General features: G+C 38.0%; 22 protein-coding genes. 11 read left to right on the top strand and 11 right to left on the bottom strand.

Annotated features, from left to right (window positions below):
• Positions 1–37: 37 nt before the first annotated feature.
• Both FTV32_RS03855 and FTV32_RS03860 read left to right on the top strand, forming a co-directional pair.
• The gene (locus FTV32_RS03855; RefSeq protein WP_180027970.1) at positions 38–1285 is read left to right on the top strand and encodes an AAA family ATPase; all 1248 of its coding nucleotides are present in this window, start codon (positions 38–40) and stop codon (positions 1283–1285) included.
• A complete protein-coding gene (locus FTV32_RS03860; protein ID WP_180027971.1) occupies positions 1278–1967 on the top strand; it encodes an HNH endonuclease in 690 nt (229 codons plus the stop codon). Before FTV32_RS03855 ends, FTV32_RS03860 begins: the two co-directional genes overlap by 8 nt.
• 64 nt (positions 1968–2031) lie before the next feature.
• Here the strand turns inward: FTV32_RS03860 and FTV32_RS03865 are convergent, their stop codons facing one another.
• The 3 genes from FTV32_RS03865 to FTV32_RS03875 form a co-directional block, all read right to left on the bottom strand.
• Positions 2032–2448 carry an endonuclease domain-containing protein gene (locus FTV32_RS03865; protein WP_180027972.1) on the bottom strand — a complete coding sequence of 139 codons (417 nt, stop codon included), beginning with the start codon at positions 2446–2448 and terminating at the stop codon, positions 2032–2034.
• Positions 2449–2634: 186 nt separating this feature from the next.
• Complete coding sequence (locus FTV32_RS03870) at positions 2635–3672, bottom strand: molecular chaperone DnaJ (RefSeq protein ID WP_180027973.1); 1038 nt, start codon at positions 3670–3672, stop codon at positions 2635–2637.
• Positions 3673–3730: 58 nt separating this feature from the next.
• A complete protein-coding gene (locus FTV32_RS03875; RefSeq protein ID WP_218947332.1) occupies positions 3731–5392 on the bottom strand; it encodes a sensor domain-containing diguanylate cyclase in 1662 nt (553 codons plus the stop codon).
• A 309-nt stretch (positions 5393–5701) separates the two neighbouring features.
• On the opposite strand from FTV32_RS03875, the gene FTV32_RS03880 reads away from it, so the two are divergent.
• Entirely contained in the window at positions 5702–6379 is a 678-nt protein-coding gene (locus tag FTV32_RS03880; protein ID WP_035266694.1) for a YetF domain-containing protein, read from the top strand.
• 82 nt (positions 6380–6461) lie between these two features.
• Here the strand turns inward: FTV32_RS03880 and FTV32_RS03885 are convergent, their stop codons facing one another.
• Entirely contained in the window at positions 6462–7454 is a 993-nt protein-coding gene (locus FTV32_RS03885) for an NAD(P)H-quinone oxidoreductase (protein ID WP_180027974.1), read from the bottom strand.
• A gap of 131 nt (positions 7455–7585) precedes the next feature.
• Between FTV32_RS03885 and FTV32_RS03890 the strand changes: the two genes are divergently transcribed.
• From FTV32_RS03890 to FTV32_RS03900, 3 genes are all read left to right on the top strand, one after another.
• Positions 7586–7876, top strand: a complete 291-nt coding sequence (locus tag FTV32_RS03890) for a hypothetical protein (protein WP_155756968.1) — start codon at positions 7586–7588, stop codon at positions 7874–7876.
• Positions 7877–8014: 138 nt separating this feature from the next.
• Positions 8015–10474, top strand: coding sequence for a glycerophosphodiester phosphodiesterase family protein (locus FTV32_RS03895; RefSeq protein WP_180027975.1), 2460 nt, complete (start codon positions 8015–8017; stop codon positions 10472–10474).
• A 264-nt stretch (positions 10475–10738) separates the two neighbouring features.
• Complete coding sequence (locus FTV32_RS03900) at positions 10739–13159, top strand: glycerophosphodiester phosphodiesterase family protein (RefSeq protein WP_257227580.1); 2421 nt, start codon at positions 10739–10741, stop codon at positions 13157–13159.
• A gap of 56 nt (positions 13160–13215) precedes the next feature.
• On the opposite strand, the gene FTV32_RS03905 is transcribed toward FTV32_RS03900, so the two are convergent.
• From FTV32_RS03905 to cysD, 4 genes are all read right to left on the bottom strand, one after another.
• Positions 13216–14091 (bottom strand): SDR family oxidoreductase, encoded by an 876-nt coding sequence (locus FTV32_RS03905; protein ID WP_092766872.1) that lies wholly within the window; start codon positions 14089–14091, stop codon positions 13216–13218.
• Positions 14092–14212: 121 nt separating this feature from the next.
• The gene (locus tag FTV32_RS03910) at positions 14213–14461 is read right to left on the bottom strand and encodes a DUF2798 domain-containing protein (protein ID WP_035266689.1); all 249 of its coding nucleotides are present in this window, start codon (positions 14459–14461) and stop codon (positions 14213–14215) included.
• A 590-nt stretch (positions 14462–15051) separates the two neighbouring features.
• Positions 15052–16668, bottom strand: coding sequence for a sulfate adenylyltransferase subunit CysN (cysN, locus tag FTV32_RS03915; protein ID WP_180027976.1), 1617 nt, complete (start codon positions 16666–16668; stop codon positions 15052–15054).
• Positions 16669–16793: 125 nt separating this feature from the next.
• Complete coding sequence (gene cysD / locus FTV32_RS03920; RefSeq protein ID WP_035266686.1) at positions 16794–17708, bottom strand: sulfate adenylyltransferase subunit CysD; 915 nt, start codon at positions 17706–17708, stop codon at positions 16794–16796.
• Between the two features lie 141 nt (positions 17709–17849).
• Here cysD and FTV32_RS03925 point away from each other — a divergent pair, with 141 nt between their 5' ends.
• Both FTV32_RS03925 and FTV32_RS03930 read left to right on the top strand, forming a co-directional pair.
• Positions 17850–18293 (top strand): GNAT family N-acetyltransferase, encoded by a 444-nt coding sequence (locus FTV32_RS03925; RefSeq protein ID WP_092766876.1) that lies wholly within the window; start codon positions 17850–17852, stop codon positions 18291–18293.
• A 15-nt stretch (positions 18294–18308) separates the two neighbouring features.
• The gene (locus FTV32_RS03930; RefSeq protein ID WP_092766877.1) at positions 18309–18836 is read left to right on the top strand and encodes a hypothetical protein; all 528 of its coding nucleotides are present in this window, start codon (positions 18309–18311) and stop codon (positions 18834–18836) included.
• 48 nt (positions 18837–18884) lie between these two features.
• Here the strand turns inward: FTV32_RS03930 and FTV32_RS03935 are convergent, their stop codons facing one another.
• Both FTV32_RS03935 and lysS read right to left on the bottom strand, forming a co-directional pair.
• Positions 18885–20348 (bottom strand): capsule assembly Wzi family protein, encoded by a 1464-nt coding sequence (locus FTV32_RS03935; RefSeq protein ID WP_180027977.1) that lies wholly within the window; start codon positions 20346–20348, stop codon positions 18885–18887.
• Positions 20349–20649: 301 nt separating this feature from the next.
• Positions 20650–22179 carry a lysine--tRNA ligase gene (gene lysS / locus FTV32_RS03940; protein ID WP_092766879.1) on the bottom strand — a complete coding sequence of 510 codons (1530 nt, stop codon included), beginning with the start codon at positions 22177–22179 and terminating at the stop codon, positions 20650–20652.
• A 248-nt stretch (positions 22180–22427) separates the two neighbouring features.
• On the opposite strand from lysS, the gene FTV32_RS03945 reads away from it, so the two are divergent.
• Entirely contained in the window at positions 22428–22940 is a 513-nt protein-coding gene (locus tag FTV32_RS03945; protein WP_179997703.1) for a YqiA/YcfP family alpha/beta fold hydrolase, read from the top strand.
• A 31-nt stretch (positions 22941–22971) separates the two neighbouring features.
• Here the strand turns inward: FTV32_RS03945 and FTV32_RS03950 are convergent, their stop codons facing one another.
• Positions 22972–23508: an adenine phosphoribosyltransferase gene (locus FTV32_RS03950; RefSeq protein ID WP_180027978.1), complete on the bottom strand. Its 537-nt coding sequence runs from the start codon at positions 23506–23508 to the stop codon at positions 22972–22974.
• A gap of 491 nt (positions 23509–23999) precedes the next feature.
• Here FTV32_RS03950 and rubA point away from each other — a divergent pair, with 491 nt between their 5' ends.
• Together rubA and FTV32_RS03960 are read left to right on the top strand one after the other, a co-directional pair.
• Complete coding sequence (rubA, locus tag FTV32_RS03955; RefSeq protein WP_000760495.1) at positions 24000–24164, top strand: rubredoxin RubA; 165 nt, start codon at positions 24000–24002, stop codon at positions 24162–24164.
• Between the two features lie 79 nt (positions 24165–24243).
• Positions 24244–25422, top strand: a complete 1179-nt coding sequence (locus FTV32_RS03960; RefSeq protein WP_180027979.1) for an NAD(P)/FAD-dependent oxidoreductase — start codon at positions 24244–24246, stop codon at positions 25420–25422.
• Positions 25423–25433 lie beyond the last annotated feature (11 nt).

The following is a 25433-nucleotide window of genomic DNA, read 5'->3' on the forward strand; positions in this document are numbered from 1 at the left end:
AAGGGCTGATTATTCAGCCCTTTGTCTTTTTTTAAACATGAAATATTTAATTAACATTAGTGGTGATATTCCACATGCAGGCATTACAAATATTAATATTCCTTTAAATGGACGTAATTTAATTATTACTGGAAAAAATGGCAGTGGTAAAACTAGTTTTCTTAAAAAATTAAATGAGAAACTTTCATTACATTTCTCAAAACAAATTCAAAAACAGCAAACTCATGAACAAGAAGTAAATTATTATCAGAATCAACTTAAAATTCATCCTCAAGGAAGTTATAAGCATAGCCAAGCGAAACAACAGTTAAATTATTTTCAAAATGAAATAAATAAGATTAAGGATGCTCTCAATTTAGAAATTATAAATGAGTTAGACCTATTAAATCTATATGACAATTACAAAGCAATTTATCAATCTTTTGAGGCTATGAGAAAATCAAATATTCAGCCTGTAACAAGTTCTACCTCAATTGAACAAGAAAAAGAAAATGCCAAAAATAATAAACTCAGTAATTTAGGTAATAAATTAGAACAACATCTTGTCAACATCCGAGTCAATAAAGCTTTTGCATTTGAAAAAAAAGATGAACATCGATTTAATATTCTTAATAATTGGTTCGATCAGTTTGATGTTCAGTTAAAGTTTTTATTTGAAAATAATACTGCCAAACTTGTTTTTAATGATCAAAATTTTAAATTTAAAATTCAACTAAATGAAAGAGAGGTTGAATTTCAAAATTTATCCTCAGGTTATCAGGCAATATTTGATATTTTTGCTGACCTCCTAGTACGTTCTGAATTTTTTGAAATATCTCCATTAGAGCTTCGTGGAATAGTACTCATAGATGAGATAGATGCGCATTTGCATATTTCTTTACAAAAGAAAATTCTGCCCTTTTTTACAAATTTATTTCCGCAAGTTCAATTTATTGTCAGCACACATTCGCCTTTTGTTATTACCTCAACAGATAATGATACGGTAGTTTATGATATCTCTAGTGGCGAATTCTTTGAAGAGGATTTAAGTCGTTATTCGTATGAATCTGTTATTAAAGGTTTATTCCATGTCAATCCTATTAGCTCTGACACGAAGAATTCAATCGAAATACTAAAAAACCTATTAACTGACAACCCACGAAATTATGTAGAGATAAGGTCAGTCGTCAAAAACTTAGTCGAATTAGAAAAAAATGATCTATTAGATAAAAGTTTAAAAAATATATATTTACAAGCCATCAACCTTCTAGCAGATAACAATCAACTGGAGGATTTAGATGTTTAAAGTATCCAAATCTGCTAGACCAACGGATTGGACTACTAAGGACTATAAAGATTCCGTGGTTGTTAAGCAATTAAAGAAAGATTTCCACGGTAAATGTTATATCTGTGAACAGAAGCATTTCCCAAACCTAAATGTTGAACATTTCATTCCACATTTGGATGATGAAAAACTAAAGCTTGATTGGAACAATCTCTATTACGCATGTTCAAGATGTAATTCAATCAAAAATAAATACTACGATGATATGCTAGATTGTTGTAAAGAAGATCATTTAGTTGAAGAATGGATTAAGGTTTATTACAGAATGCCTGATGAAGACATTGAAGTAATCAATACTTGTCCTAATGGTCACTCATATCACCATAAAGCTGAAACTTCTAAAGAGCTAATAACTAGATGTTTTAATAATGCAAATAGCGGCATCCAAGAAGTCAGTAAAGAAGATTTAAGAGATAAAATCATTGACGTTCACAGTGAATTTCTAGATTTAAGACGCGAATTCTTCAAGAATCTAGATAATTGGCTTGATGAAGAAAAAATCGTTGAAGCTAGAAAAATTCGACACCGTTTAAAATCACATTACCCATTTTCTGCAATTCTGCGTGGGCATATGGAAAAGGACACTAAATGGCGTAATGCCCTCGAAGAAATTGAAAAAATTGAAATGCAACAATCTGCATAACCCTCACCTCAGCCCTCTCCCTTGGGGAGAGGGAGCATCATTTGATCTAGTATCTACATGAGTTTCACAATGGAGTTCCCTCTCCTTTTAGGAGATGAGCAGCACTGCTGCGCAAGGGTGAGGTGCTTTTCAGTTCAAAACACACTCGCCACAAATCCTCCAACACCACATCCGTTCGCCCCAACACATCATGATTCCAATACCGCACAACGGTTAAACCTAAAGCCTCTAAAAATTTGGTGCGTTCAGTATCATATTCCACAGCATCATCCGTTCCATGCTGACTACCATCCAACTCAATCACCAAACCAATTTCATGACAGTAAAAATCCACGATATAAGGTTTGATCACATGCTGACGACGAAATTTAAGATCCATAAAACGCTTGGCGCGTAGAATTTGCCACATCACATGTTCAGCATCGGTGGCAGTGTGGCGCATGGATTTGGCAAATTCTAATAGTTGAGGATCTATTTTCATTTTTATTTTCCCTCTCCCTAGCCCTCTCCCATAGGGAGAGGGAACGTTCATTGCGAATCTAAGTCTTATTATTAAATTTTATACCAATTACCATAACCAAATTTACAGTTTAAATCTGCTAAGTAATGGATTTCCCCTCTCCTTTCAGGAGAGGGTCAGGGAGAGGTGCTTTTGAAAGAGAAAAGCCTAAAGCACCCCCTGCTCCAACAACATCTCAAGCCCACTCTCTTTCCCCATAAAATTAAGTCTTTGTTTTTCAGCTTTAAGCTGTTGCTTCACCGCAGACACATCCGCATCAATCTGCTTATATAAGTCCGTAATATTCAATTGCCCTTTCGACTTCCTCACCGCAATTTTGGCTTTATTTGACCACACAAGCGAGTCAATCAATTCCTGAATTTGCTTTTTTAATGCTTGGCTTTGTGCTTCTAAAGCCTGCTGATAAAACTTAACTTGCTCCGCTGTTAAACCTTTATTTGAACCATTTTTACTTTGCTCAACTTCAAGCTGAAGTTTCAATAAATAGAACAAATCTTCCTGTTCATTGGCTTCATTAGCACGCTGTAACAGCTCGGTCTTTTCCGCTTTTTTCGACTCATCAGGCTCACGGTCAGGGTGAATAATCGAGGCAATCTTTAAATATACGGTTTTTAGCGATTGATTCACTAACTTTTCTGCTTCGGCTTGTTTATCTTGCTGCCGTTTAAGTTTGGCTTGCTGCCTTGCTTGTTGATACTGCGCTTTGTCCCATAACGAATCGTCATCAATCGTTGAATCATTTTGTTCAACATGAGCATCTGGTGCTTGACTAGATTCGAAGTTGTTCTTTTTATCTTGCTTATTTCGTGGTTGAGCAAACACCTGTTCGAAATAAATATGTAATTTTTCAACTGTCTCAAGTTGAGTTTCATTGAGCATATTTGATTTGCTCAACATTTGGGTCAAACTAAAACACTTCTCTTCTACAACCTTTTGAGACGACTTATTTAAATCAATTTGACTTAGGCTATTCCATAGACTTTGTAATTGCTGAAACAGCACTTGATAAACATCACGATAGACAAGAATAAGTTTCTTCTGCGTGTAGGTACGAATTTCTTCTTGGGCGTGTTGCCATGCAGATAATTGTAATTTTTGCTGCTCAATCTGATTAATCAAAACCCGTAGCTTATGATCTTGAACAAGTTGTGCAGAAGAACTGGATTGAATTTCGAATGAAGTCACGTCAGGTGTTTAGTCCAATGAGAGAATACTGAGTTTAACTAACTGTGGATGCTTTATTTTAAGCATCGATCACAGTTTGATTTCGACCATTCGCTTTTGCTTGATAAAGATGTCGATCTGCTCGTTTAAGAATGGCATAAGCATCAGCATCGTTGAGATCAGTCACACTGACACCAATACTGACGGTCAAAGTTTTCTCTGCCAAAATAACAGCTTGTTCCACCAATGTACGAATTTTCTCTGCCAAAACTTGCGCACCCATCAGATGTGTTGCAGGCAATAAAATTACAAATTCTTCACCACCATAACGTGCCACAAAATCGGTCTCACGTGTTGCTTGATCAAGGATTTTTGCCACTTGTTGTAACACTTGATCCCCTTGATCATGACCATATCGATCGTTGACTTGCTTAAAATAATCGACATCCAATATAAGTGCTGCATAGCCAATTTGATTTCTTTTATGTTGAGCAAACAGGTCTTCAAGTTGTTCGTTTAAAGCACGGCGATTGTGTAAACCTGTTAATGCGTCATGTCGTGACAATCGAATCAACTCAAGATTAGCCAATTCAAGTGCTCGAGTGCGCTCTTGAACCTTACGCTCTAGAGATTGGTTTGCCTCAAGCAATTGTTGTTTCTGTTCCAATAAGGTTTGCGTCATGCTTTGTAGAGAATGTGATAATCCTTGGATTTCACGGATGCTGCTTTGACTATGAAATGCCGTATGCACGTCTCCCTGTTCGACCGCATAAGCCGATTTAGCTAAAGCCTCAATGGGTCTGCTCAATTTATTGGCAAGTTGATAAATCACATAAAAGATAAACAGCGAGACGAATAAACCAATCAGGAAGATTTTGAACTGCAAATCACGCATATCTGCCAAAGCAATCGCCAAAGGTTGACGAATTACCACATGCCAACCAATATCACTTTTAGTCTCGGACTCCACCGCAATATTTGCGGTTAAGAAATCCTGCCCTTCATTCCAATCATCAATATAATAAAGTGCATCGTTGACTTGAAATTGAGGTGGCTGGACTCGTCCAATACTTTTAAATGGATACAGCAGTTCACCCTGTTTGTTTAAGATAAAGACTTCTATGCCACGCTGAGATGCTGTTTGAGATAATGCTTTATTGAGAATATGACGTGCCCACTCCCAATCTGCATGTGCAGCTAACACTCCTTTTAATTTTTGAGTATTTGGATCATAGATTGGTGTTGCGAAATCAATAAAACGCATCGGCTCATGAGGATTTAAAGCTTGAATTTTTTTTGCCAATAACACAGCTTCATGCACATCACCTAAGTATGTACCCTGTAAACCTGCCTTAAACCATGGCCGTGAAGAAACGTTTTCACCTTCAAGAATACCATCCGCAGCAATTTGAACATCACCGTTTAAATCTGTTACCCCCATCCAAGCATAATAGACATACGCATTTTTGACTTGTTCCAAGCGTGTACGAACACGTGGATCATCTAGATTGGCTTCTGAAAAGAATGGAGATTGGCTGAGCAGCACCATTTCGCGCTCGCGTTCGGCAAGAGAAGCTGCCAAGGCATTACTGATATTTTTTGCTGCGACATGTAGGGTCTGTCCACTGGCTTTAGCCAAGTGCTGAGATGCGATATTTCCAATATACAGCGATACGCATATCCCAAGGATGATGGTTAACCCAGCAAATATGAACAGAACGCGATTACGGAATGAATCCAAAATACACCTTAACTCTTGGTTAAACACCGAAACATGCAACCATAAGAATATAACAGAATATTACAAATACATAACAAACATTTCGGATCATTGTAATGAATAAAAAATGCCAACCTTATCTCATATATTCAAAATCCTGATTAACATTAACAACTGTAATTCCACTCCCTATCTTTTAAACAACATGATTTAATATTCAAGTCACGCACCACATCTACATAAAGTCATAATAATTCGACAATAATTCTGTATTTCTTTTTTTTGGCGCTTGATAGCTTAAGTAGAATCACCTAGAAAATTGAGGAACAAATGGATTTTGCTTCTATCTTTTTTTACGACACCACATGGGTATTTGTTTTCGAAATTTTAATCCGATGTGTGGTGATGTATTTACTCATCATTCTTTTTCTTCGTTTGACTGGCAAGCGAGGGGTTAGACAACTCTCCATCTTTGAAGTTGCCATTATTCTTTGTCTTGGATCAATTGCTGGAGATCCAATGTTTACGGAGGATTTACCCTTAATTCAAGCCGTAGTCGTCATGAGTGTGATCATCTTGCTTTACCGCACCACAACGTGGTTAATGATGAAATATCAGCCTTTCGAAGACTTAGTCGAAGGTAAATCCTGTTACATCGTAAAAGATGGCATGCTCGTCCTTGAAGCATTCAAGCGAGGTAATATGTCGCATGATGAGTTCTTTTCGGAAATGCGTCGTCAATCCGTTGAGCATTTAGGTCAAATTCGAGTCGGTCTATTAGAGTCCGATGGGAATTTCAGTATTTTGTTTTATCCCGATGAGCAAGTTAAATATGGCTTACCAATTTTTCCAGATCAAGCTCAATCAATATACAAGGTAAAACCTAGCGTAATATATGCGTGTACACATTGTGGATTCTGTACTGAACTTCAACAACCACTTCAAGATTGTCCGCGCTGTTCTTGCCAAGATTGGACGCAAGCAATGAACAGTCTAAGAATTGGTTAGCTGATGAATAATCTAAAGTCTGTTGGGACGAAGCAGATTATTCATCCTCAGCGCTGACTCAATCGAACATAGGTGGTTGAGATTAATCCAAGACTTTCACCACAATTTTACCAATGTGATCACCTGCATCCATTGCCAAATGAGCCGCTTGAATCTCATCAAAATTAAAAGTTTTATAAATCATCGGTAAACATTCACCTTTTGCCCATAACGGCGCAACATGTGTCTTTAAATCTTGAGCGATTTTGGCTTTTTCTGCTGTGGTACGTGCACGCATGGTTGAGCCAGTAATGGTTAAACGCTTCATCATGATTTGACCTAATTTTACGCCGTCAGCTTTAGCTCCTCCAAGAAATGCGATATAAACCAAACGCCCATCACGACGTAATACATTCAAGTTTTGGGCTAAATAAGGCGCTCCAACCATATCTAAGACAATATCTACGCCATTTTCTTCCGTCGCTTGCTGAATGACCTGTTCAAAGTCTTCCGTTTTATAATTAATTGCATGCGTCAAATCTTGAATTGCTTTTACTTTCTCAACTGAGCCAACAGTCGCAAAAGTTTTTAAGCCAAATGCGTTACACAACATTAATGCTGTTGTTCCAATCCCACTGGTTCCGCCATGGATTAAAGCCGTTTCCCCCGCTTTAGCTTTGCCCATTTGAAAAATATTCGCCCAAACGGTAAAAAATGTTTCTGGAATTGCAGCAGCTTGAATATGACTCACCCCTGCAGGAATATTAATCAGCTGAGATTCAGGCACCACACAGTATTCCGCATAACCACCACCATTGGTAAGTCCACACACTTGATCCCCCACCTGATAGGCGTTTACCTCAGCCCCTACTGCAACGACTTCCCCTGATACCTCTAACCCAGGTACAGGTGTGACCCCTTTAGGCATTGGATATAAACCTTGGCGCTGTAAAATATCAGGACGGTTAATGCCGAAAGCATGTACTTTCACCAAGACTTCATTGTCTTTAGGTTGCGGAATATCAACCGTTTCATAAGCCAACTTCTCAACGCCGCCTGGTTCAGTAATGATCACATGTTGCATGCTTTGTGCCATAATCAAATCCTTTATTTACAATACTTTTCATTCATTTCAATCAATTTCATCATAGTTGATCGCATTGATAAAGTCCTGTATTACTTATGTATAAGGATGAAAACGAATCATTATTTTTTGGGGAAAATAATATGCGTTACTTGCTGCAATTTATTTTGCCATGCAGTTTTGCTGCCTTGGTCATCATCTGTTGGACTTTTTTGTTAAGTTTTCCATGGGATTCAGCAGTAATTGCGATGATCTACTTCCAAATTGGGCTGGTGTTGTTATTGCTATACATTGAATACGATGCGAGCAAAGTGGATGGTGCAGCAGGTTGGACTTTTTTAGTTTTCTGTTTTTTTGAAATGATATTGTTCGTCGCTTTGGGGATCATTCGTGTCATTATTGGTGGATGGCAAGTTTTAAATCTTTTATTTTGAACCTTGCCTCAGACACGAATATTAAAATAACTCAATAATACAAACAAAGCTTCGTATTTTTCTGATTTACAAAGGAATTGTAACCTTAATTTCATAGATTTTAAGGTCGTCATGGATCGTACACTCGAGAATTTTAAAATGAAAAAGCAGACTCTAGTTGTCACACTATCGCTCATGCTCGGTTTAGCAGGATGCTCTGGGGAAGATCAAGCTAAATCAACCTTACCAAATACTCCTGAGCCAACCATACCAATTCAGCCTGAAGATCCAGAACCATCTCTACCACCGGATCTCGAACCTGAAACACCGATCAATGTTCCACAACCAAAAACGTATTTAAATCTGGATTTTACTGAAATTTATTCAATACCTTCTGATTGGAATATCCTGCCTTCAAATCCAGGTAGCATTCAATTTAAAGAAGGTGCCTTACTGATTGATGGTCGCAAAGATTTAACCAAACCCACCACCATCATGTTAAGTTCGGATTTTCAAGAGCTTCGCAACTATAAAATTGAGTTAGAATTTGAATACCTTGAGCGTAATAACGGTACTCGTTGGGGAAGTATTATTTATAGAGCTTCAGATGTGTTTGCTCAACCTGAATATACACCATACTACCAATTTGCTATTCGTGCAGATGCATCTGCTTATAATGGTCTAGAACTCGCACTTAGACGCTCAAATAACACATGGAATGTCATCAATACATCCAAATTCGAATCAAACATTGCTTTAAATACACCTTATAAGGCTACAGTTGTTGTTCATGATCAACGTGTTCGTCATTACTTGAATGATCAATTGGTTTTTGATGGTGAATTACCCACCAACCTAAACCAAGGTGCCATTGGACTTTCAGCAGCAGGATTGCTGATGAAGGTCAACACAATACAGGTGATTGAACAACTTGATGCCCTTCCTACTCAAGATCGGATCACAGATGTCATTGATCACAAATATCCAGTTGCAATGGCGCCTGCTTTAGCGCAACCAGCCGACTCATTAACAAATGATAACGCTCATACCGCCACTTATATTGCTTACCAACTTGATGAACAATTATTTTTAAAAGATTTCGACAATAAGACCTCGATGCACCTCAGAAGTCTTCTTTCTGATCAAACCAAAAGAACACTTCCTCTTCTGCATATCGACTCTGAAAACACACTGGCTGAATTAAGATCTTTGTCTTCAGATTATGATTTTAGTGATGTCACGCTAGTCTCTGATGATCCATATCTATTAAGAAAAGCGCGTGTGGAGATTCCAGAAATCCGTACAGTATTGGATTGGTCTGAAAAGGACAATTTAATTTCAGATCAAAATAGTGTTGTGAAAATTGCACAGGCAACCAATACATCACTTTCTAAAATTGTGATTTTACCAGCCCATTTGGTTCAGTCTCATCTGGTTGCACACTTACAACGTTTATTGATCACACCTTGGGCAGGTTTTACCCACAATACTTCTGGACAGACCAGTCCTAAGCTTGATGCCTATCAAGCTGCTGAGATATTAACAACAGGAGTAAATGGCATTTATACACATCAGCCTGAATTATTTCATTCCATCATGCGCTCAATGGCGCCCAACACCCTACTTCGTAAACCACTTATTACAGGTCATCGAGGAGTCCCGTCTCAAGTTGATGAAAATACGCTTGAAGGTATTCTTAAGGCGATAGAAGTTGGTGCTGATGCCGTGGAATATGATGTCTATCTGACGAAAGATGACCATGTCGTTTTAATGCATGATAAATCGGTTTTGCGCACAACGGGTATCGCAAAAAATATTGAGAACATGACGCTCGAAGAGGTTCGTAAACTAAAAACGACCGGGCAGCGACTTGCCGTACCGACGATGGATGAAGTATTGGCTGCAGTAGTTAAAAAGTACCCACATGTCACCAATTTTATCGAGATTAAGAGTGCAAAACCCGAAATAATTTCAAAAATTAAAGATTTACTTGATAAATATGATGCATATGGTCAAGCCATTGTCATAAGTTTTGATGGGCAACAAATTCTTGAAATGAAGAACACTCTAAAAGGTGTATCAACGGGTTTATTGGTATATCCACCAAAGGAACAAACTACTTTTCTAAACATTCGAAGAATTTTGGAAACAACACGACAATTTTCTTCAACATTCAATCCAAATTATAGTGGTTTGAATCAGGATGTCATGTATCTGGCAAGTTTACGTGGGGTGACCTTCTGGCCTTGGACGTTCCGTTTAATTAAAAATGATTTCTATCGTATGTACATTCAAGGTACACATGGATTGACCACAGATTATGCACAAGATGCATCGAATTTTGTGGTCAAAATTGAAACTCCACGACAAATATCAGCAACTATTGGTCAACCTTTACAAATCACTGGGCAAAAATTAACGCAACTGGGTCAATCTAGTTACCAAAGCTTCAATACGATGCTCGTACTATCAGGCTCTGCAAAATATAGTCTAAATGGTCAATCTGTGAGTTTCAGTGAACGTGGTACAGCCTATGTCATGCCAAGCTACCAATACACCATAGCACCCAATTTCACCTATACCATCTATGCAAAACCCGTGACTGTGACCATTCAATAAGCACATCACATTGATATTTGGAGACCAATTCAGTTCGCTGAGTTGGTTTTTTTCGAAAATCGCATTTTCCCTTATTTTTTCATAAGATTTCAACTGGACTTTTAATGATGTTCACCGCTTAAACACGACAGTATTTAAAACTGATGAATTTCATAAATATTTAATATGTAATATTTTTTTTACTTTATGACAAATCCATAGAATTGTCATTTTACGTACTTAGATTGTGTCTCGCTTAGGGACATACTTTTCGAGTACTTTTTAATGATGAAATTTACAACACTGACGTCAGCAATATTATTAACATTAAGCTTAACAGCTTGCTCCGATGATGATCAAAAAAATGCTGTATCAAATCCAGATCAAACGGAAAATCCTAATCCATCTCCAGAACCTGAAACACCAGAAATTGAAGTTCCTGTACCCAAAATACTTTTTGAAGAAAATTTCAATGCTTTAACTGCTATTCCAAACAATTGGACTCAACTTCGTAGCAATCCTGGGAATATTGAGGTTAAAGATGGAGCACTAATCATCAATGGTACGGCGCACAATACACAAATGACGACCATTATGTTGCCAAATGAACTACAACAACATCGTAATTATCGTATTGATATGGATTTTGCGTTCTTAGAAAAAAACAATGGTGGTCGTTGGGGTAGCGTGATTTATCGTGCCGCTGATCAATATGCTGATCCAGCTTTTACGCCGTATTACCAATTTGCATTTCGTGCTGATGCATCAGGTGAAAGTGGTCTTGAACTGTCTATGCGTCAACCTAGCAACACATGGAATGTTTTACAGAAATCTGCACATAAAGAGAATTTTGAGTTAAATAAAACCTACAAAGCAACAGTCATCGTACATGGCCAACGCGTACGCCATTATATTAATGATGAACTCGTACTCGATAGCACGCTACCTTACAATTTAAATCAGGGTGGCATCGGCATTTCTACAGCTGGCGCTTTGATGCGTGTAGATTCAATTAAAGTGACTGAGCAACTTGAAGCCCTACCAGAGTCTAATCGAGTTACAGATCTAATCGATCAGCAATTGCCAGTCTCTATGGCACCAGCACTCGCTCAGCCTGCTGGCGCAACTACACTGAACTCAGCTCCATTAGCAACTCATGTTGCCTATCAACTGGATGAGCAACTCAATCTTCTTAACCAAGATCAAAAGAAAATTACTCATTTAAAAGATTATTTAAATGATTCAACACGACGTCATATTCCGCTATTAACGATCAATTCAGAAAAAACAATTCGTAATCTGAAAACGTTGACAGAAAACTATGATCTCGCTGATATCACCTTGGTGTCGGATCAGCCTGAACTCTTACGTAAAGCTCGTGTTGAAATCCCTGTATTGCGTACAGCACTCGACTATTCAAAACAATCTGGTTTAACCAATAGTAAATCAGATATTGTGAAAATTGCGCATAATACCAACTCTTCTTTATCAAAAATTGTCATTTTACCGCCGCACTTAGTGCAATCAGAAGTCGTATCTCATCTACAACGCTTATTAATAACACCTTGGGCAAGCACACTTCATCCAGATCAAAAAGATGGCATTGATGCATTCAAAGCAGCTGATATTTTAAGCACTGGGATTAATGGGATCTATACTCAACAGCCAGATGTTTTCCAAAACATTATGAAGCAGATGGCACCGAATACCTTGTTAAGAAAACCCCTCATCACAGGCCATCGTGGTATTCCAGCTTTAGAGGATGAAAATACTTTAGAAGGAACAATTAAAGCTATTGAGGTAGGTGCTGACGCAGTTGAATATGATGTTTATCTATCGAAAGATGGTCATGTTTTCCTGATGCATGATGGAACATTAACTCGTACCACAGGTGATAATAGAAATACTGAAGATCTTACCTTAGCTGAAATTCGTCAGTTACGTACGATTCCCAATGGTCGCCCAGTTCCAACCATGGATGAGGTTTTGGCTGCAGTCAAAAAATACCCCCATGTGACCAATTTCATCGAAATTAAAAGTGCTAAGCCTGAAATTGTAGCGAAGATTAAAGAGCTTTTAGATAAGCATAATGCCTATGATCAATCGATTGTTATTAGTTTTAATGGTGATCAAATCTTACAGATGAAAAATACCTTACCGGGTGTTTCTACAGGCTTCTTAACGAGTACGCCGAACGCACAAAGCAATATTGTAAACACACGTCGAATATTAGACGCGACTCAAAAATATTCTTCTACATTTAACCCGTCTTTTGCAGGATTAAGCAAAGAGTTAATGTCAATGGCGAGCTTACGTGGCGTAACTTTCTGGCCTTGGACATTCCGTACCAATAAAGATGATTTTAATCGTATGTATGTACAAGGAACACATGGCTTAACCACCGATTATGCTCATGAATCTTCTGATTTAGTCGTCAAGATCAATACTCCAGGTCAAATTAATGCGAAAGTGGGACAGCCTGTTGTTTTTAGTGGAGAAAAAGTTACTCAAATAGGTAAGGCTTCAGCACAAAACTTTAATTCAATGATTGTTCTGCCTGGTTCTGCCAAATATAGTAAAAATGGTCAGTTGATTACGTTTAGTGAAAAAGGCAAAGCCTATGTCATGCCGAGCTATCAATACACGATTGCGCCGAATTATAGCTACACCCTGTACGGTAAACCCGTCACAGTCACGATTCAGTAAGAAACTTTAAATTTACATGCCCAATTGTTAAGTTTAAAGCTTCAATTGGGCATTTCTTATTTTTTTAAATTTTGAATCACTTCGGGTAAAAAAGAACGGTGAAATCCATCATAGGCTTGATTATTCTCAGCCGGACTTAATGGAAATATACGTGTGCCTTGAGAAGCTGCGCCATCAATCCGTATCGTGACACCCGATATAAATTTAGACGCTTCAGACAATAAATAGACGATCGCTGATGACACCTCAGCTTCTGTTCCCATGCGTTGCAAAGGAACTTTCTCCGCCATACTTGGAATCACTTTTTCAGCCATTTCACCAGTATATGTATCCATACCTGATGACAAAATCCATCCAGGTGCTACGGCATTCACACGAACTCCAGATTTGCCCCATTCGACAGCAGCTGTCTTGGTCAGATTATCAACCCCTGCACGGGCTGCCCCTGAATGTCCCATATTCGGCATACCTCCCCACATATCAGCAGTCATGTTGACAATACTTCCACCATGCTTATTCATCCACTGATTGTAAGCTTCGCGCATAAGATAGAATGTAGCGTGTAGATTGTTTCGAATGACAGCATCAAATCCATTTGCTGAGATTTTTTCTAAATGCGCTGGAAATTGTCCGCCTGCATTATTCACCAAGCCATCAATTCGTCCGAATTTTTTAGTTACTTCGCTAATCATGGCTTTCACTTGTGCTTCATCACGATTATCACAAGCGATGCCATAGGCTCTGCCACCATCTTCCATGATTTCAGCAACAACTTTATCGAGTTTTTCTTGGGTACGCCCTGTAATAATCACTTGTGCATCCAATGATGCAAGCTCATGAGCTGTACAACGTCCAATACCAGAACCACCTCCTGTCACAATGATGACCTGATTCTGAAATAAGTTTTCCTTGAATACTGAGTTATATGTCATGCCAATCCTTAGGTTGTAATTTTTATCGACTTGCAAAATTATCCCGATTTTTTAACAGTTGCAAGATCATAGAATTTTATAATTGTTGTTTTAAATGCTAATCAAACCTTTCATTCAAGGGCTATGGTATCGTTTTTACAAAACGCATTAAGATTTTTCTTACCACAGGTAAAAATATTAAGATCAATGGAAATGCGATTAACCAAGACATTGCCCACGTCTTTATCCAGACCGCCCAGATCCCATCAAAAAATCCACGATTCATTACAATATTAATTAAAGAAATTGAACCACTCATCAAACATGACAAAATTAACGGCATCAGCCAATTGAGATGTTTGGGGTGAAATTTTGGGAGTGCTTTATTCATTGTAGCGCCTAATCATTTCATCTCATTTAATTTAGCACCATTGCAATCACTATTCCTATATTTTTCAAGTTTCAAGCACACAAAACTAATCCAATATCGTTAAAATTTTGAACCTTGAGGCATGATTTAATAATTTTTCTTAGTAAATGTATATTAAATAGAATGGATTAGTTTCCATCTTAATCAAGACTCATGAGCAATAAAAAAATATTTAACTTTAAACGATGATTTTATTTTTTAGCTTTTCTACTCTACGAAAATGTTTTAAGTTTTTAGTCCAATTTTACCGTTAATCTCTATTCTTTAGATTCGAAGCATTTTTTTTGCAGTTTTTGCATAGCTTCTCTAGGCATAGGCGCTGTCATCATTTGTTGGTATTCTAAACAAGCTTTACTAGGGTGTTTTTGTTGTATCGGAGCATTAACACATGCCGTTAAGAGCATCAAAAGCAAATACGCTACTATTTTCATCATATCTCGAATTTATCGTTAATGTTCATTCTATCTTAGCTCATTAGGGCTAGTGTGGTCGTTATTGAATTTTAAATAAAAAAACCCGCCATCAGGCGGGTTTTTTTAAATCAGTCAATCTTAAAGACGAACCAATTCCACAATCTTCTCAGCCAATTCTTCAGCAGCTTCTACTTCAAAACTTGCATCCGTACCTGTTGCAGTATCAGTAATGACCACCACTCCAGTTTCACGTAATAATGCAACTTGCTCAGCAGTTAAACCAGCTTTAGCTATCGCGACAACACCTTGTTGGATCAATAAGCTTTCTAATACTTGTGCATTCACAATTGCAGCATTTGATACAGTTACCGCAGCAGGTTTTTGACCCAAACGCGCCGCACGTGCTTCTGATGTTACAGGCTCATTATGTGCAGTCCACTCAACTGCCTCTTCAACCATACCTGCACCAACTGTAACGTTGCTTAAGCGGTCAATAAAGATAAATGAACCTGTGTAACGGCTATCTTGATAACGGTCAAATACGACTGGTGCATCAAATTCAATCGTTACATTCGCAATCGCATTCAGCTCTAAGTTTTCAACTTGAACTTTTTCAAGCGTATTTACGTTTGTACGGAAGTTAATTGCTGTTACCTTAGCAGGAACAGTTTGCGTACCAATCTTCACGTTATATAACTTACCAATCGCAAGCGGTTGGTCAGCCATCCATACAACAGTCGCTTGAACAGAACGAGAAATTGCGGGTACTTCTTGGTCTGCACGTACAAGTACGTTACCACGAGAAATATCAATCTCGTCGTTTAACGTTAATGTCACTGCTTGACCGGCAACTGCACGTTCTAAGTTACCATCAAAAGTAACGATTTCTTTAACTGTAGATGATTTACCTGATGGCAACGCAGTAATCGTATCTCCAACGTTGATATCACCTAGGGTGATCGTACCGCAGAAACCACGGAAATCGAGGTTAGGACGGTTCACATACTGTACAGGGAAGCGGAAGTCAGCTTTAGCTGAAGTACGATTAATCTCTACAGATTCAAGCGTACCCATCAAAGTTTCGCCTGTGTACCAAGGTGTATTTGGTGATTTGTTTACAACGTTATCACCATTTAACGCAGAAATCGGCGTAAAGATGATGTTAGATGGTTTACGATCGCCAAGTTGTGCAACAAAGCCTGCGTATTCTGTTTGAATTTCATTGAAACGAGTTTCAGAGAATTCAACCAAGTCCATTTTGTTGATCGCAACAATAATGTTCTTAATACCAAGTAAGCTTGCAATATACGTATGACGACGTGTTTGCGTCTGAACACCGTAACGCGCATCAATTAAAATGATCGCAAGATCACACGTAGACGCACCTGTAGCCATGTTACGTGTGTATTGTTCATGCCCCGGAGTGTCGGCAATAATGAACTTACGTTTTTCTGTAGAGAAATAACGGTAAGCTACATCAATCGTAATACCTTGCTCACGCTCTGCTTGTAAACCATCTACAAGTAGCGCTAAGTCAGGTGCATCCCCTGTTGTACCGACTTTTTTAGAGTCACGTGTAACGGCTTGCAATTGATCTTCATAAATCAATTTTGAATCGTAAAGTAAACGACCAATTAAAGTTGATTTACCATCATCTACGTTACCGCAAGTCAAAAAGCGTAATAAGTCTTTATTTTCGTGTTGTTTTAAATAACCCAAGATATCTTGGCTAATCAAATCTGATTGATGAGACATGGCTCATAGCTCCACAAATATGTTGAAATCGGTGTTTTTGAATCCCCCTCGTTCCCCCTTTGAAAAAGGGGGATGACTCCTCTCTTTTACAAAGAGATGAGCAGCACTGCTGCGGCAGAGAGATTCTAGAAGTAACCTTCTTGCTTTTTCTTTTCCATCGAGCCCGCTTCATCATGGTCAATCATTCGACCTTGGCGCTCAGAACTCGTTGCAAGCAACATTTCTTGGATAATTTCTGGCAAGGTGTTAGCAGTTGACTCCACCGCACCTGTCAATGGGTAACACCCCAAAGTACGGAAACGAACCGATTTCATTTGTGGAACTTCACCTTCTTTTAAAGGCATACGCTCATCATCCACCATAATTAATGTACCACTACGCTCAACAACAGGTCGTTCTGCCGCCAAGTACAATGGAACAAGTGGAATACTTTCTAAGTAAATATATTGCCAAATATCAAGCTCAGTCCAGTTCGACAATGGGAACACACGGATACTTTCGCCTTTGTTCACTTTACCATTGTAAAGATTCCAAAGTTCTGGACGTTGGTTTTTAGGATCCCAACGATGTTTATCATCACGGAATGAATACACACGTTCTTTGGCACGTGATTTTTCTTCATCACGGCGAGCACCACCAAATGCAGCATCGAACTTGTATTTATCTAATGCCTGTTTTAAACCCTGAGTTTTCATGATATCAGTATATTTCGAACTACCATGATCAAATGGGTTAATCCCAGCATCCTTACCTTCTTTATTTTGGTGGACGATAAGATCGAAACCGTGTTGCTTAGCCATATTGTCGCGGAAAGCAATCATGTCCTTAAATTTCCAACCTGTATCTACATGTAACAGTGGAAAAGGGAGTTTTGCAGGATAGAATGCTTTAAGCGCTAAATGCAGCATAACTGCCGAGTCCTTACCAATCGAATAAAGCATGACTGGATTTTCGAATTCTGCAGCAACTTCGCGAATGATATGAATACTCTCAGCTTCAAGCTGTTTAAGATGAGTAAGTCTTTCCTCATTTAATGACATGGACAACACCAGCTAGAATATGTGTACTTATGACACTTTTGAAAATTTATATTCATTATAGTGATTTAGACAACGGAGCTTTATCTCGTTTTTTTATATTAATATACTCAAATAGAATATAAGCAAAGAGACAATCTAATTATGATAACAATTACAGGCCTTTCTAATATAAAATACCAAGAATGGTTAGCCCTTTGGTCAGCTTACCTTGAATTCTACAAGACCGAATTGAATCCTCAACAAGCGGCTCTGACTTTCAAACGATTATCTGATGCGTCGCAAACCGATATGTTTGGCTATGCCATTATAAAAAATCAAAACGTCGTCGGAATTGTACATCTCATTTCTCACGCAAGCACTTGGACTAAACTCCCTTATTGTTATCTCCAAGATTTGTTTATTGATGCAAATTATAGAAATCAGGGCTTAGCCAGGAAATTAATAGAATTTAGCTATGACGAATGTAAAAATAGTTATGATAGAGTGTATTGGCTAACCCATAAAAGCAATGATAATGCTAGACTTTTGTATAATCGTGTTGCAACCGAAACGGGATTCATTCAATATAAAAAATCTCTAAATTAGTTATTTTTATCTCCCATGCTTAGCCTTGAATCTCTTAAACAACATTTAGAGCGAGCTCAAATTGCTGGTCATATTTATCAGCATCATCAAATTCTAGTGTTACAAGAACCGTTTACTGAAAATGGTTCTGCTTTAAATATTTTTGTTCAGCACGAGTTAACTGCTGATCAAATTGGCTTACAGTTTGCTGTTGAACATACTGATCAAAAACTAAAGTTCTTGATTGGCGTTACACATAGCAATCAAGATCATAGAAGTGAAATTAGTATTGGTCATTTAAAAGGCAATCAAAAAGCTTTTAATTTGTGCTACGCCTTTTACAATTATCCAAAACATTTTTTTGTAGTTGAAACAGATTTATATGCGAACGCTGAGCAATTTAAAGACTGCTTAGAAAAGCAATTATTCATTCAGCCTGAGCTTAGTTTTTTAGACACAGCCACTAAAGTAAATCCAATGGGACAGAATTACCCATGGATGAAGGATTATATCGCGCAACTTAGCTTAGAAATGAAAGTTCGGATACAAACAAGTCTCATGTAAAAAAAGCCACCTTTTTAGGTGGCTTTTTCAAATACTAATCTAAGAATATTAACGTCCCAGTTTTTTGACATCTAAAGGTATTTCAATACCAACAGAAGCGCCTGCATCATTACCATGACGATCTGAATCTGCAATCCAACCATTAATCTTTAATGGCAAATTCGGCTTCACAAAATGCGTCCAAGTTAAATCTAATGCTTGGATATCATCTTCCTCAGAAAATGCAGCATTGGTATCTCGATTTGATTGATTTACTTTTGCAAATAATACGCGACCTGAAAGTCTATTCATGGCATCAAAACGAATATTTCCACCCAAAGAAATCATCTCACCATCTCCCCCAATCGCATGTGCAAGAGGATAGCCATGTTGATAATATCCATCTGTGTAAATATGATGATTATAAGATATCCCTCGAGCCTTACCATTTGTAGTGGTGTCTACCCACTCTGCATAAATCTGATAAGGCATTTTTTTTAAAGATGAAGAATAATCCACGCCGGCTTGATACATTTTCTTAGCAGGTAAACCACCAGCTTCATCTTCACCCACGTATTGAGCATAAAGGCCTATTGGTTGGTTCGATAAATAGCTTAGATTCAAACGTGCATCGAGTCCAGCAATTTGATTTGATGCATTACCCTCACCACTACAATTATTATTTTCACACTCATTATCTTTTCCAATGAAAGCGTTCCAATAAGATTTAACAGAATTTGGTTGACCTTTACCAGCAATTTGAAAAATTCGTGATAATCCCAATTCTAGATAAGGTAGAGGCTGAGCTGTAAAACGTAAGCCAATTAACTGGGTACCTGACACAGCTTTATAATCATCCAATTGGCCGCCAAAAGCTTGGTATTGCCAAGGCCCGATCCATGAGAGCCATTTATGATCAAAAGCAGCCTGTTCAGCACGCTGTAGAGTGAAACCATATACTGGTCGACTTGCATCTCCACGTATCAAACTACCATCGTGTGCAGGCCCCCAGTAGGTTGGAATCTGACCAGCAATGAGCCATTGATTCCAAAGTTTACCCGCAAGATATGAGCCTTCTAGATTAACGTCTTGCCCATTGTCTATCTGAAGATCTTTTTCACCTCTAACTTTGAGCTTCGCATCCCAATTTTGCCCCCCAAGATTTAACTCTGCACCAAGCGCATATTGTGCTTTTTGATGATCGGCAAAAGATTGTGGGATTTTCTTTTGATCACTCTCAGCGAAAGCATCAACTTTTAATGTTTCATTTTGCTGCTGAATCGCTCTTTCGACTTCCTGGATAACCTTTTGTTGTTCAATCGAGTTAATTTTAGCATTGGTGAGGGCACGTTGGACTTCATCACCACTTAGTGGCCATGTCGAGGTGCTTATTTGAATCACACCTTGTTGATTCAGCCAATTTAAATCATCTCTCAGGTTTTCATCGTTGAGGAGAATGCCATTGGCAAAGACCAATGGACTAGAAAATAGTAAGCTCGATGATAGGATTTTTATAAGTCTATTCGGGTTCATCACAAATCAATTTAGGATTATATCTTATTGATTATTTGAATTTTTAATTTATAAATCTATTAACTTTACATTAAGTATTTAATTAGATACATTTAACAACATTGTATAAATATTTTGATAAACATACAGCTGGTTAAACAGATTAGCTTTAATGATAATTTTCTATATTTTTTATCACCTTAATTAAATATTTTGTGATTAAAACCTCAAAATACACTCACACTAAAAAACATTTAAATTTAATTTTATGTTAAGAAAAATTAAAAAAGCCCTTCAAAGAAGGGCTTTTTTAATTTCACTATTACGCATTTTTGTGACGCATATGTGGGAATAAGATCACATCGCGAATACTTGGCGCATTGGCAAATAGCATTACCAGACGATCAATACCAATCCCTTCACCTGCTGTAGGAGGTAATCCATATTCAAGCGCCTCAACGAAGTCGGCATCATAGTGCATTGCTTCATCATCACCCGCATCTTTTTCAGCTACCTGTGCTTGGAAACGCTCAGCCTGGTCAATTGGGTCATTTAACTCTGAGAAGCCATTTGCAAGCTCACGACCACCAATGAAGAATTCAAAACGGTCAGTAATGTGCGGGTTGTCATCGTTACGACGTGCCAATGGAGAGGTTTCCGCAGGATATTCAGTAATGAAGGTCGGTTGACGAAGTTTCGTTTCAACAGTTTCCTCAAATACAATCGTTTGAAGCTTACCTAGACCAAAACCTGGCTTCACTTGCTCTTTAAGTTCATTCTTAACAAACTCAGCTAAGAACTCGCGATCATTTACATTTTCAGGTGTAAATTGTGGGTTATGTTCAAGAATTGCATCAAACATTGAGATTTTCTTGAATGGACCTTTGAAGCTATACACTTCTTCGCCATAAGGTACATCTGTCGAACCTAAGATATCAATTGCTAGTTTTTCTAGCATTTGCTCTGTCAGTTCCATCAAGTCTTTGTAGTCTGCATAAGCTTGGTAGAATTCGATCATGGTGAATTCTGGGTTGTGACGTGTAGACACACCTTCATTACGGAAGTTACGGTTAATCTCAAACACACGTTCAAAACCACCTACAACCAAACGCTTTAAGTAAAGTTCTGGTGCAATACGTAAGAATAATGGCATGTCTAAGGCATTGTGATGCGTTTCAAATGGACGCGCAGAAGCACCACCTGGAATCACATGCATCATTGGCGTTTCAACTTCCATATAACGTTTTTCAGTCAAGAAGTTACGAATACCAGCAACTACTTTTGCTCGAATTTCAAAAGTCTTACGCGTTTCTTCGTTCACGATCAGATCAAGATAACGTTTACGGTATTTAACTTCTGTATCTGTAAGACCGTGGAACTTATCTGGAAGAGGACGGAGTGATTTAGTGAGGAGTTCAAAATGTTCAATATGCACATAAAGATCACCTTTGCCTGAACGTCCAATGTAACCTTCAACGGCAATAATATCACCTAGATCAAGACCTTTAATGGTGTCTAAAGTCTCTGCAGATAATTCTTTACGTGCAACATAAAGCTGAATACGGCCGGTCATGTCTTGGATCACCATGAACGAACCGCGGTTCAACATCACCCGACCCGCAACTTTGACATAAACTTTTTCACTGCCTTCAATTTCTTCTTTTGATTTATCAGCAAACTGATCCTGAAGGTCTTGTGCATAATGTTCACGCTTAAACGTGTTTGGCCAAGGGCTAGTGCCCTGCTCTTGAGCCTTATCTTGAATCTGTTTTAACTTGGCATGACGCTGTGCGATTAAATCGTTTTCGGAAATGGCTTGTTCAGAAGTCGATTGAGCGTTTTGTTGCGTCATCTCTGCCTCGTAATTTTATTTAAAAAAGAAGTTGCATAGCATAGCAGAATTCAAAGTACTTGAGCATTAGAAAAATAATCAGCCATTTGAAAAACGCTTAATTTCATCCACTAAAGTCTAGGTCTGAACATTTCTTAGACCAAAAGCTAAGTTGTACTTTGAATACAGCACTCTACAATCATCCTATAAATTGTGGAAAAGTATACTTTCAACAATCATAAAAAATAGAATGGATTTAATGATGACTTATGAACACTCAAGAGCCTAAAGTATTGTTTATGCATGGATTAGATTCTTCAAGAGAATCTACCAAGTTTCAGGCAATTCTTTCTAAAAATAAATATTGCATTAATGTTGATTATCGAAATTTAAAATACGCTGCTGTTGAACGTTTTTATATCGATATGATCGAGAAAATTAAACCAGACATTTTAGTAGGACATAGTCTAGGTGGTTACTGGGCATTAAAGATGTCAAATCGATTTCAACTTCCTGCTGTGATTGCAAATCCGAGCCTAATGCCATCTTTCGATCCAGATTATCCAGCGATTACAATTGAGGAGCTTCAATCCAAAACCTCATCTCAAATCGCTTATATCGAACTTGGTGATGAACTGATTGATATGCATAGTACCTCTGACTTATTAGAGCCATACATGTACGTTGAAAGTATTATTGGTGGCCGTCATCAACTGGAAAACCCTGATCGCCTGAATTACCTGATCGGATTAGTCAGCCACTCAAATCATCAATCACATTAAAAAAGCCTTGTGAATCACAAGGCTTTTCGACTTAAATTTGAGGTTTTGATTTATCGTCCAAAACTGACCAAATATTCATTCCTAAATCCGCGTGTAAGTCTGGTAAATCAAGGAAAATACTCGCCCCTAAAACAGTGTGCTGACATTTATCCATCAATTGCTTAACTGCTTTTAATGTACCACCTGTGGCCAATACATCATCAACAATAATCACTTTTTGAGCCTGTACATCCGCAGACATTTCTAAACGGTCCATGCCATACTCAAGGCTATAACCCACACCAATGACTGGTGGTGGTAATTTTCCAGCTTTACGAACCAACAACAAACCCTTGCCAGTACGTTGCGCCAACAAACTCGCCAAAACAAACCCACGTGCTTCAACAGCAACGAAACTCTCTACTTCTGCCAATTGTTCCGCAGGAATACTTTCGATTAAGGCATCAGTTAAAGGTGTAATGCTCTGCATGAACAAAGGAGTTAAATCAAAGAAACAAATTCCTGGTTTGGGAAAATCTTGGACCGTACGAATGTGTGACCACAATGATGTAGACAAAGAATTAGACATAGGAGATAAAAATTAGACAAAAGAATGCGTAAATTTTAACGAATTATTGACAAAAAATATAGCAAACATGAACTAAGAAAAAATACCAACCAATATAACTTATTGATTTTTAATAAACCATTTTTTAATTAAATGACAAGTATAAAACACAAGCAGTATAAATTTTATATGAATAGCTGGTAAATCAATACGCGACAAAAGTCTGACAATTTTTTTTAAATCATAATACATATAATTTTGTCAGATATTTCAAAGATTTAATGCTCAGCCCTATCATGCATTAGCATAATTAGCATGCGTTTTGTCCTAATCTGCCATTCAGCTTCTCTTTTAGTCAGCTAAACTCCGTTATTTACTTTACTTTCCACCTCGAACTGCGTAAAAATTTGCTTGAATATGAACGATAAAAATTCATATCACTTGAGTCTAGGTGTGAGAAAGATTTTGGCTGACACCAATAAATGGAATTGTCAGTATTTTTGGAGAATCAAATGAAAAAATATCAATGCATCGTTTGTGGATGGATTTATGACGAAGCAGAAGGCTGGCCACAAGATGGCATTGCTGCAGGCACTAAATGGGAAGATATTCCAGATGATTGGACTTGCCCAGATTGCGGCGTATCAAAAGCAGATTTTGAAATGATTGAAATCTAATACAGATTTCCTTTAAAGACCATTTTGATATGGTCTTTTTTCTTATTTACTAAAAAAATTATCAGTATTGGAGAGTACTATGCAACCGATCATCATTGTTGGCTCTGGCATGGCAGGTTACACATTAGCGCGAGAGTTTCGCAAACTGAATGCTGAACAAGCACTTGTTATGATTTGCTCAGATGATGCGGTGAACTATGCAAAACCAACTTTATCTAATGCACTTGTAGGTAAAAAAGCGCCAGAGCAAATTGCCTTAGGTGATGCTGAGAAAATGTCTGCGCAATTGAATATGCAAATTATTCATCATGCGACTGTAACTTCAATTTCTGCAGATCAACATCAATTGACCTACACAAAAAATGGACAAGTTGAAAACCTTATATACAGCAAATTAATATTAGCTGTAGGTGCTAACCCTATTCGTTTAGCCATTTCAGGTGATGGTGCTGATGATATTCATGTAGTTAACTCACTGATTGATTATCGTGAATTTCGCTCTAAGCTCGACCTTAAACAAGACAAGCGTGTTGTCATTTTAGGTGCAGGCCTCATTGGGTGTGAGTTTGCCAACGATTTACAGAACACTGGTCATCAAGCGACTGTGATTGATCTTGCCCCACAACCTTTGGGTCGCCTTCTACCAGAACACGTTGCACATGCTTTCCAGCAAAATCTTGAAGAAACAGGTATTCAGTTTGCATTAAGCACCACCGTAGATCGGGTAAGTAAAAACTCAGACGAAAGCTATACCGTAACGCTTGCAAATGGACAGAGCTTTACAGCTGACGTTGTTCTTTCCGCTATTGGCCTGCAACCCAATACATCAGTTGCACAAGAAGCAGGAATCCATACCAGCCGTGGGATTGTGACTAACACTTTAATGGAAACCAATAAAACCGATATTTATGCATTAGGTGATTGTGCAGAAGTAAATGGTTTACTGCTTCCGTATGTCATGCCAATTATGCAACAAGCACGTGCTTTAGCTAAAACATTGTCTGGTGAAAATACACAAGTTCATTATCCAGCGATGCCAGTTGCAGTGAAAACTCCTGCTGCACCACTGACTGTATTACCTGTACCTCAAGGTGTAGAGGCAACTTGGGAAACTGAAGAACTCGATGACGGAATGATTGCTAAAGCACTTGACCAAGAATCAACGCTTCGTGGATTTGTGCTACTTGGACCAACAGCAGCGAAGCAACGTTTAACATTGACCAAACTGGTCCCAGATTTAATTCCAGCTGCCGTTTAATTATTCAAAGA

It is taken from the genome of Acinetobacter sp. YH16032 (assembly GCF_013417345.1).
Lineage (GTDB): Bacteria > Pseudomonadota > Gammaproteobacteria > Pseudomonadales > Moraxellaceae > Acinetobacter.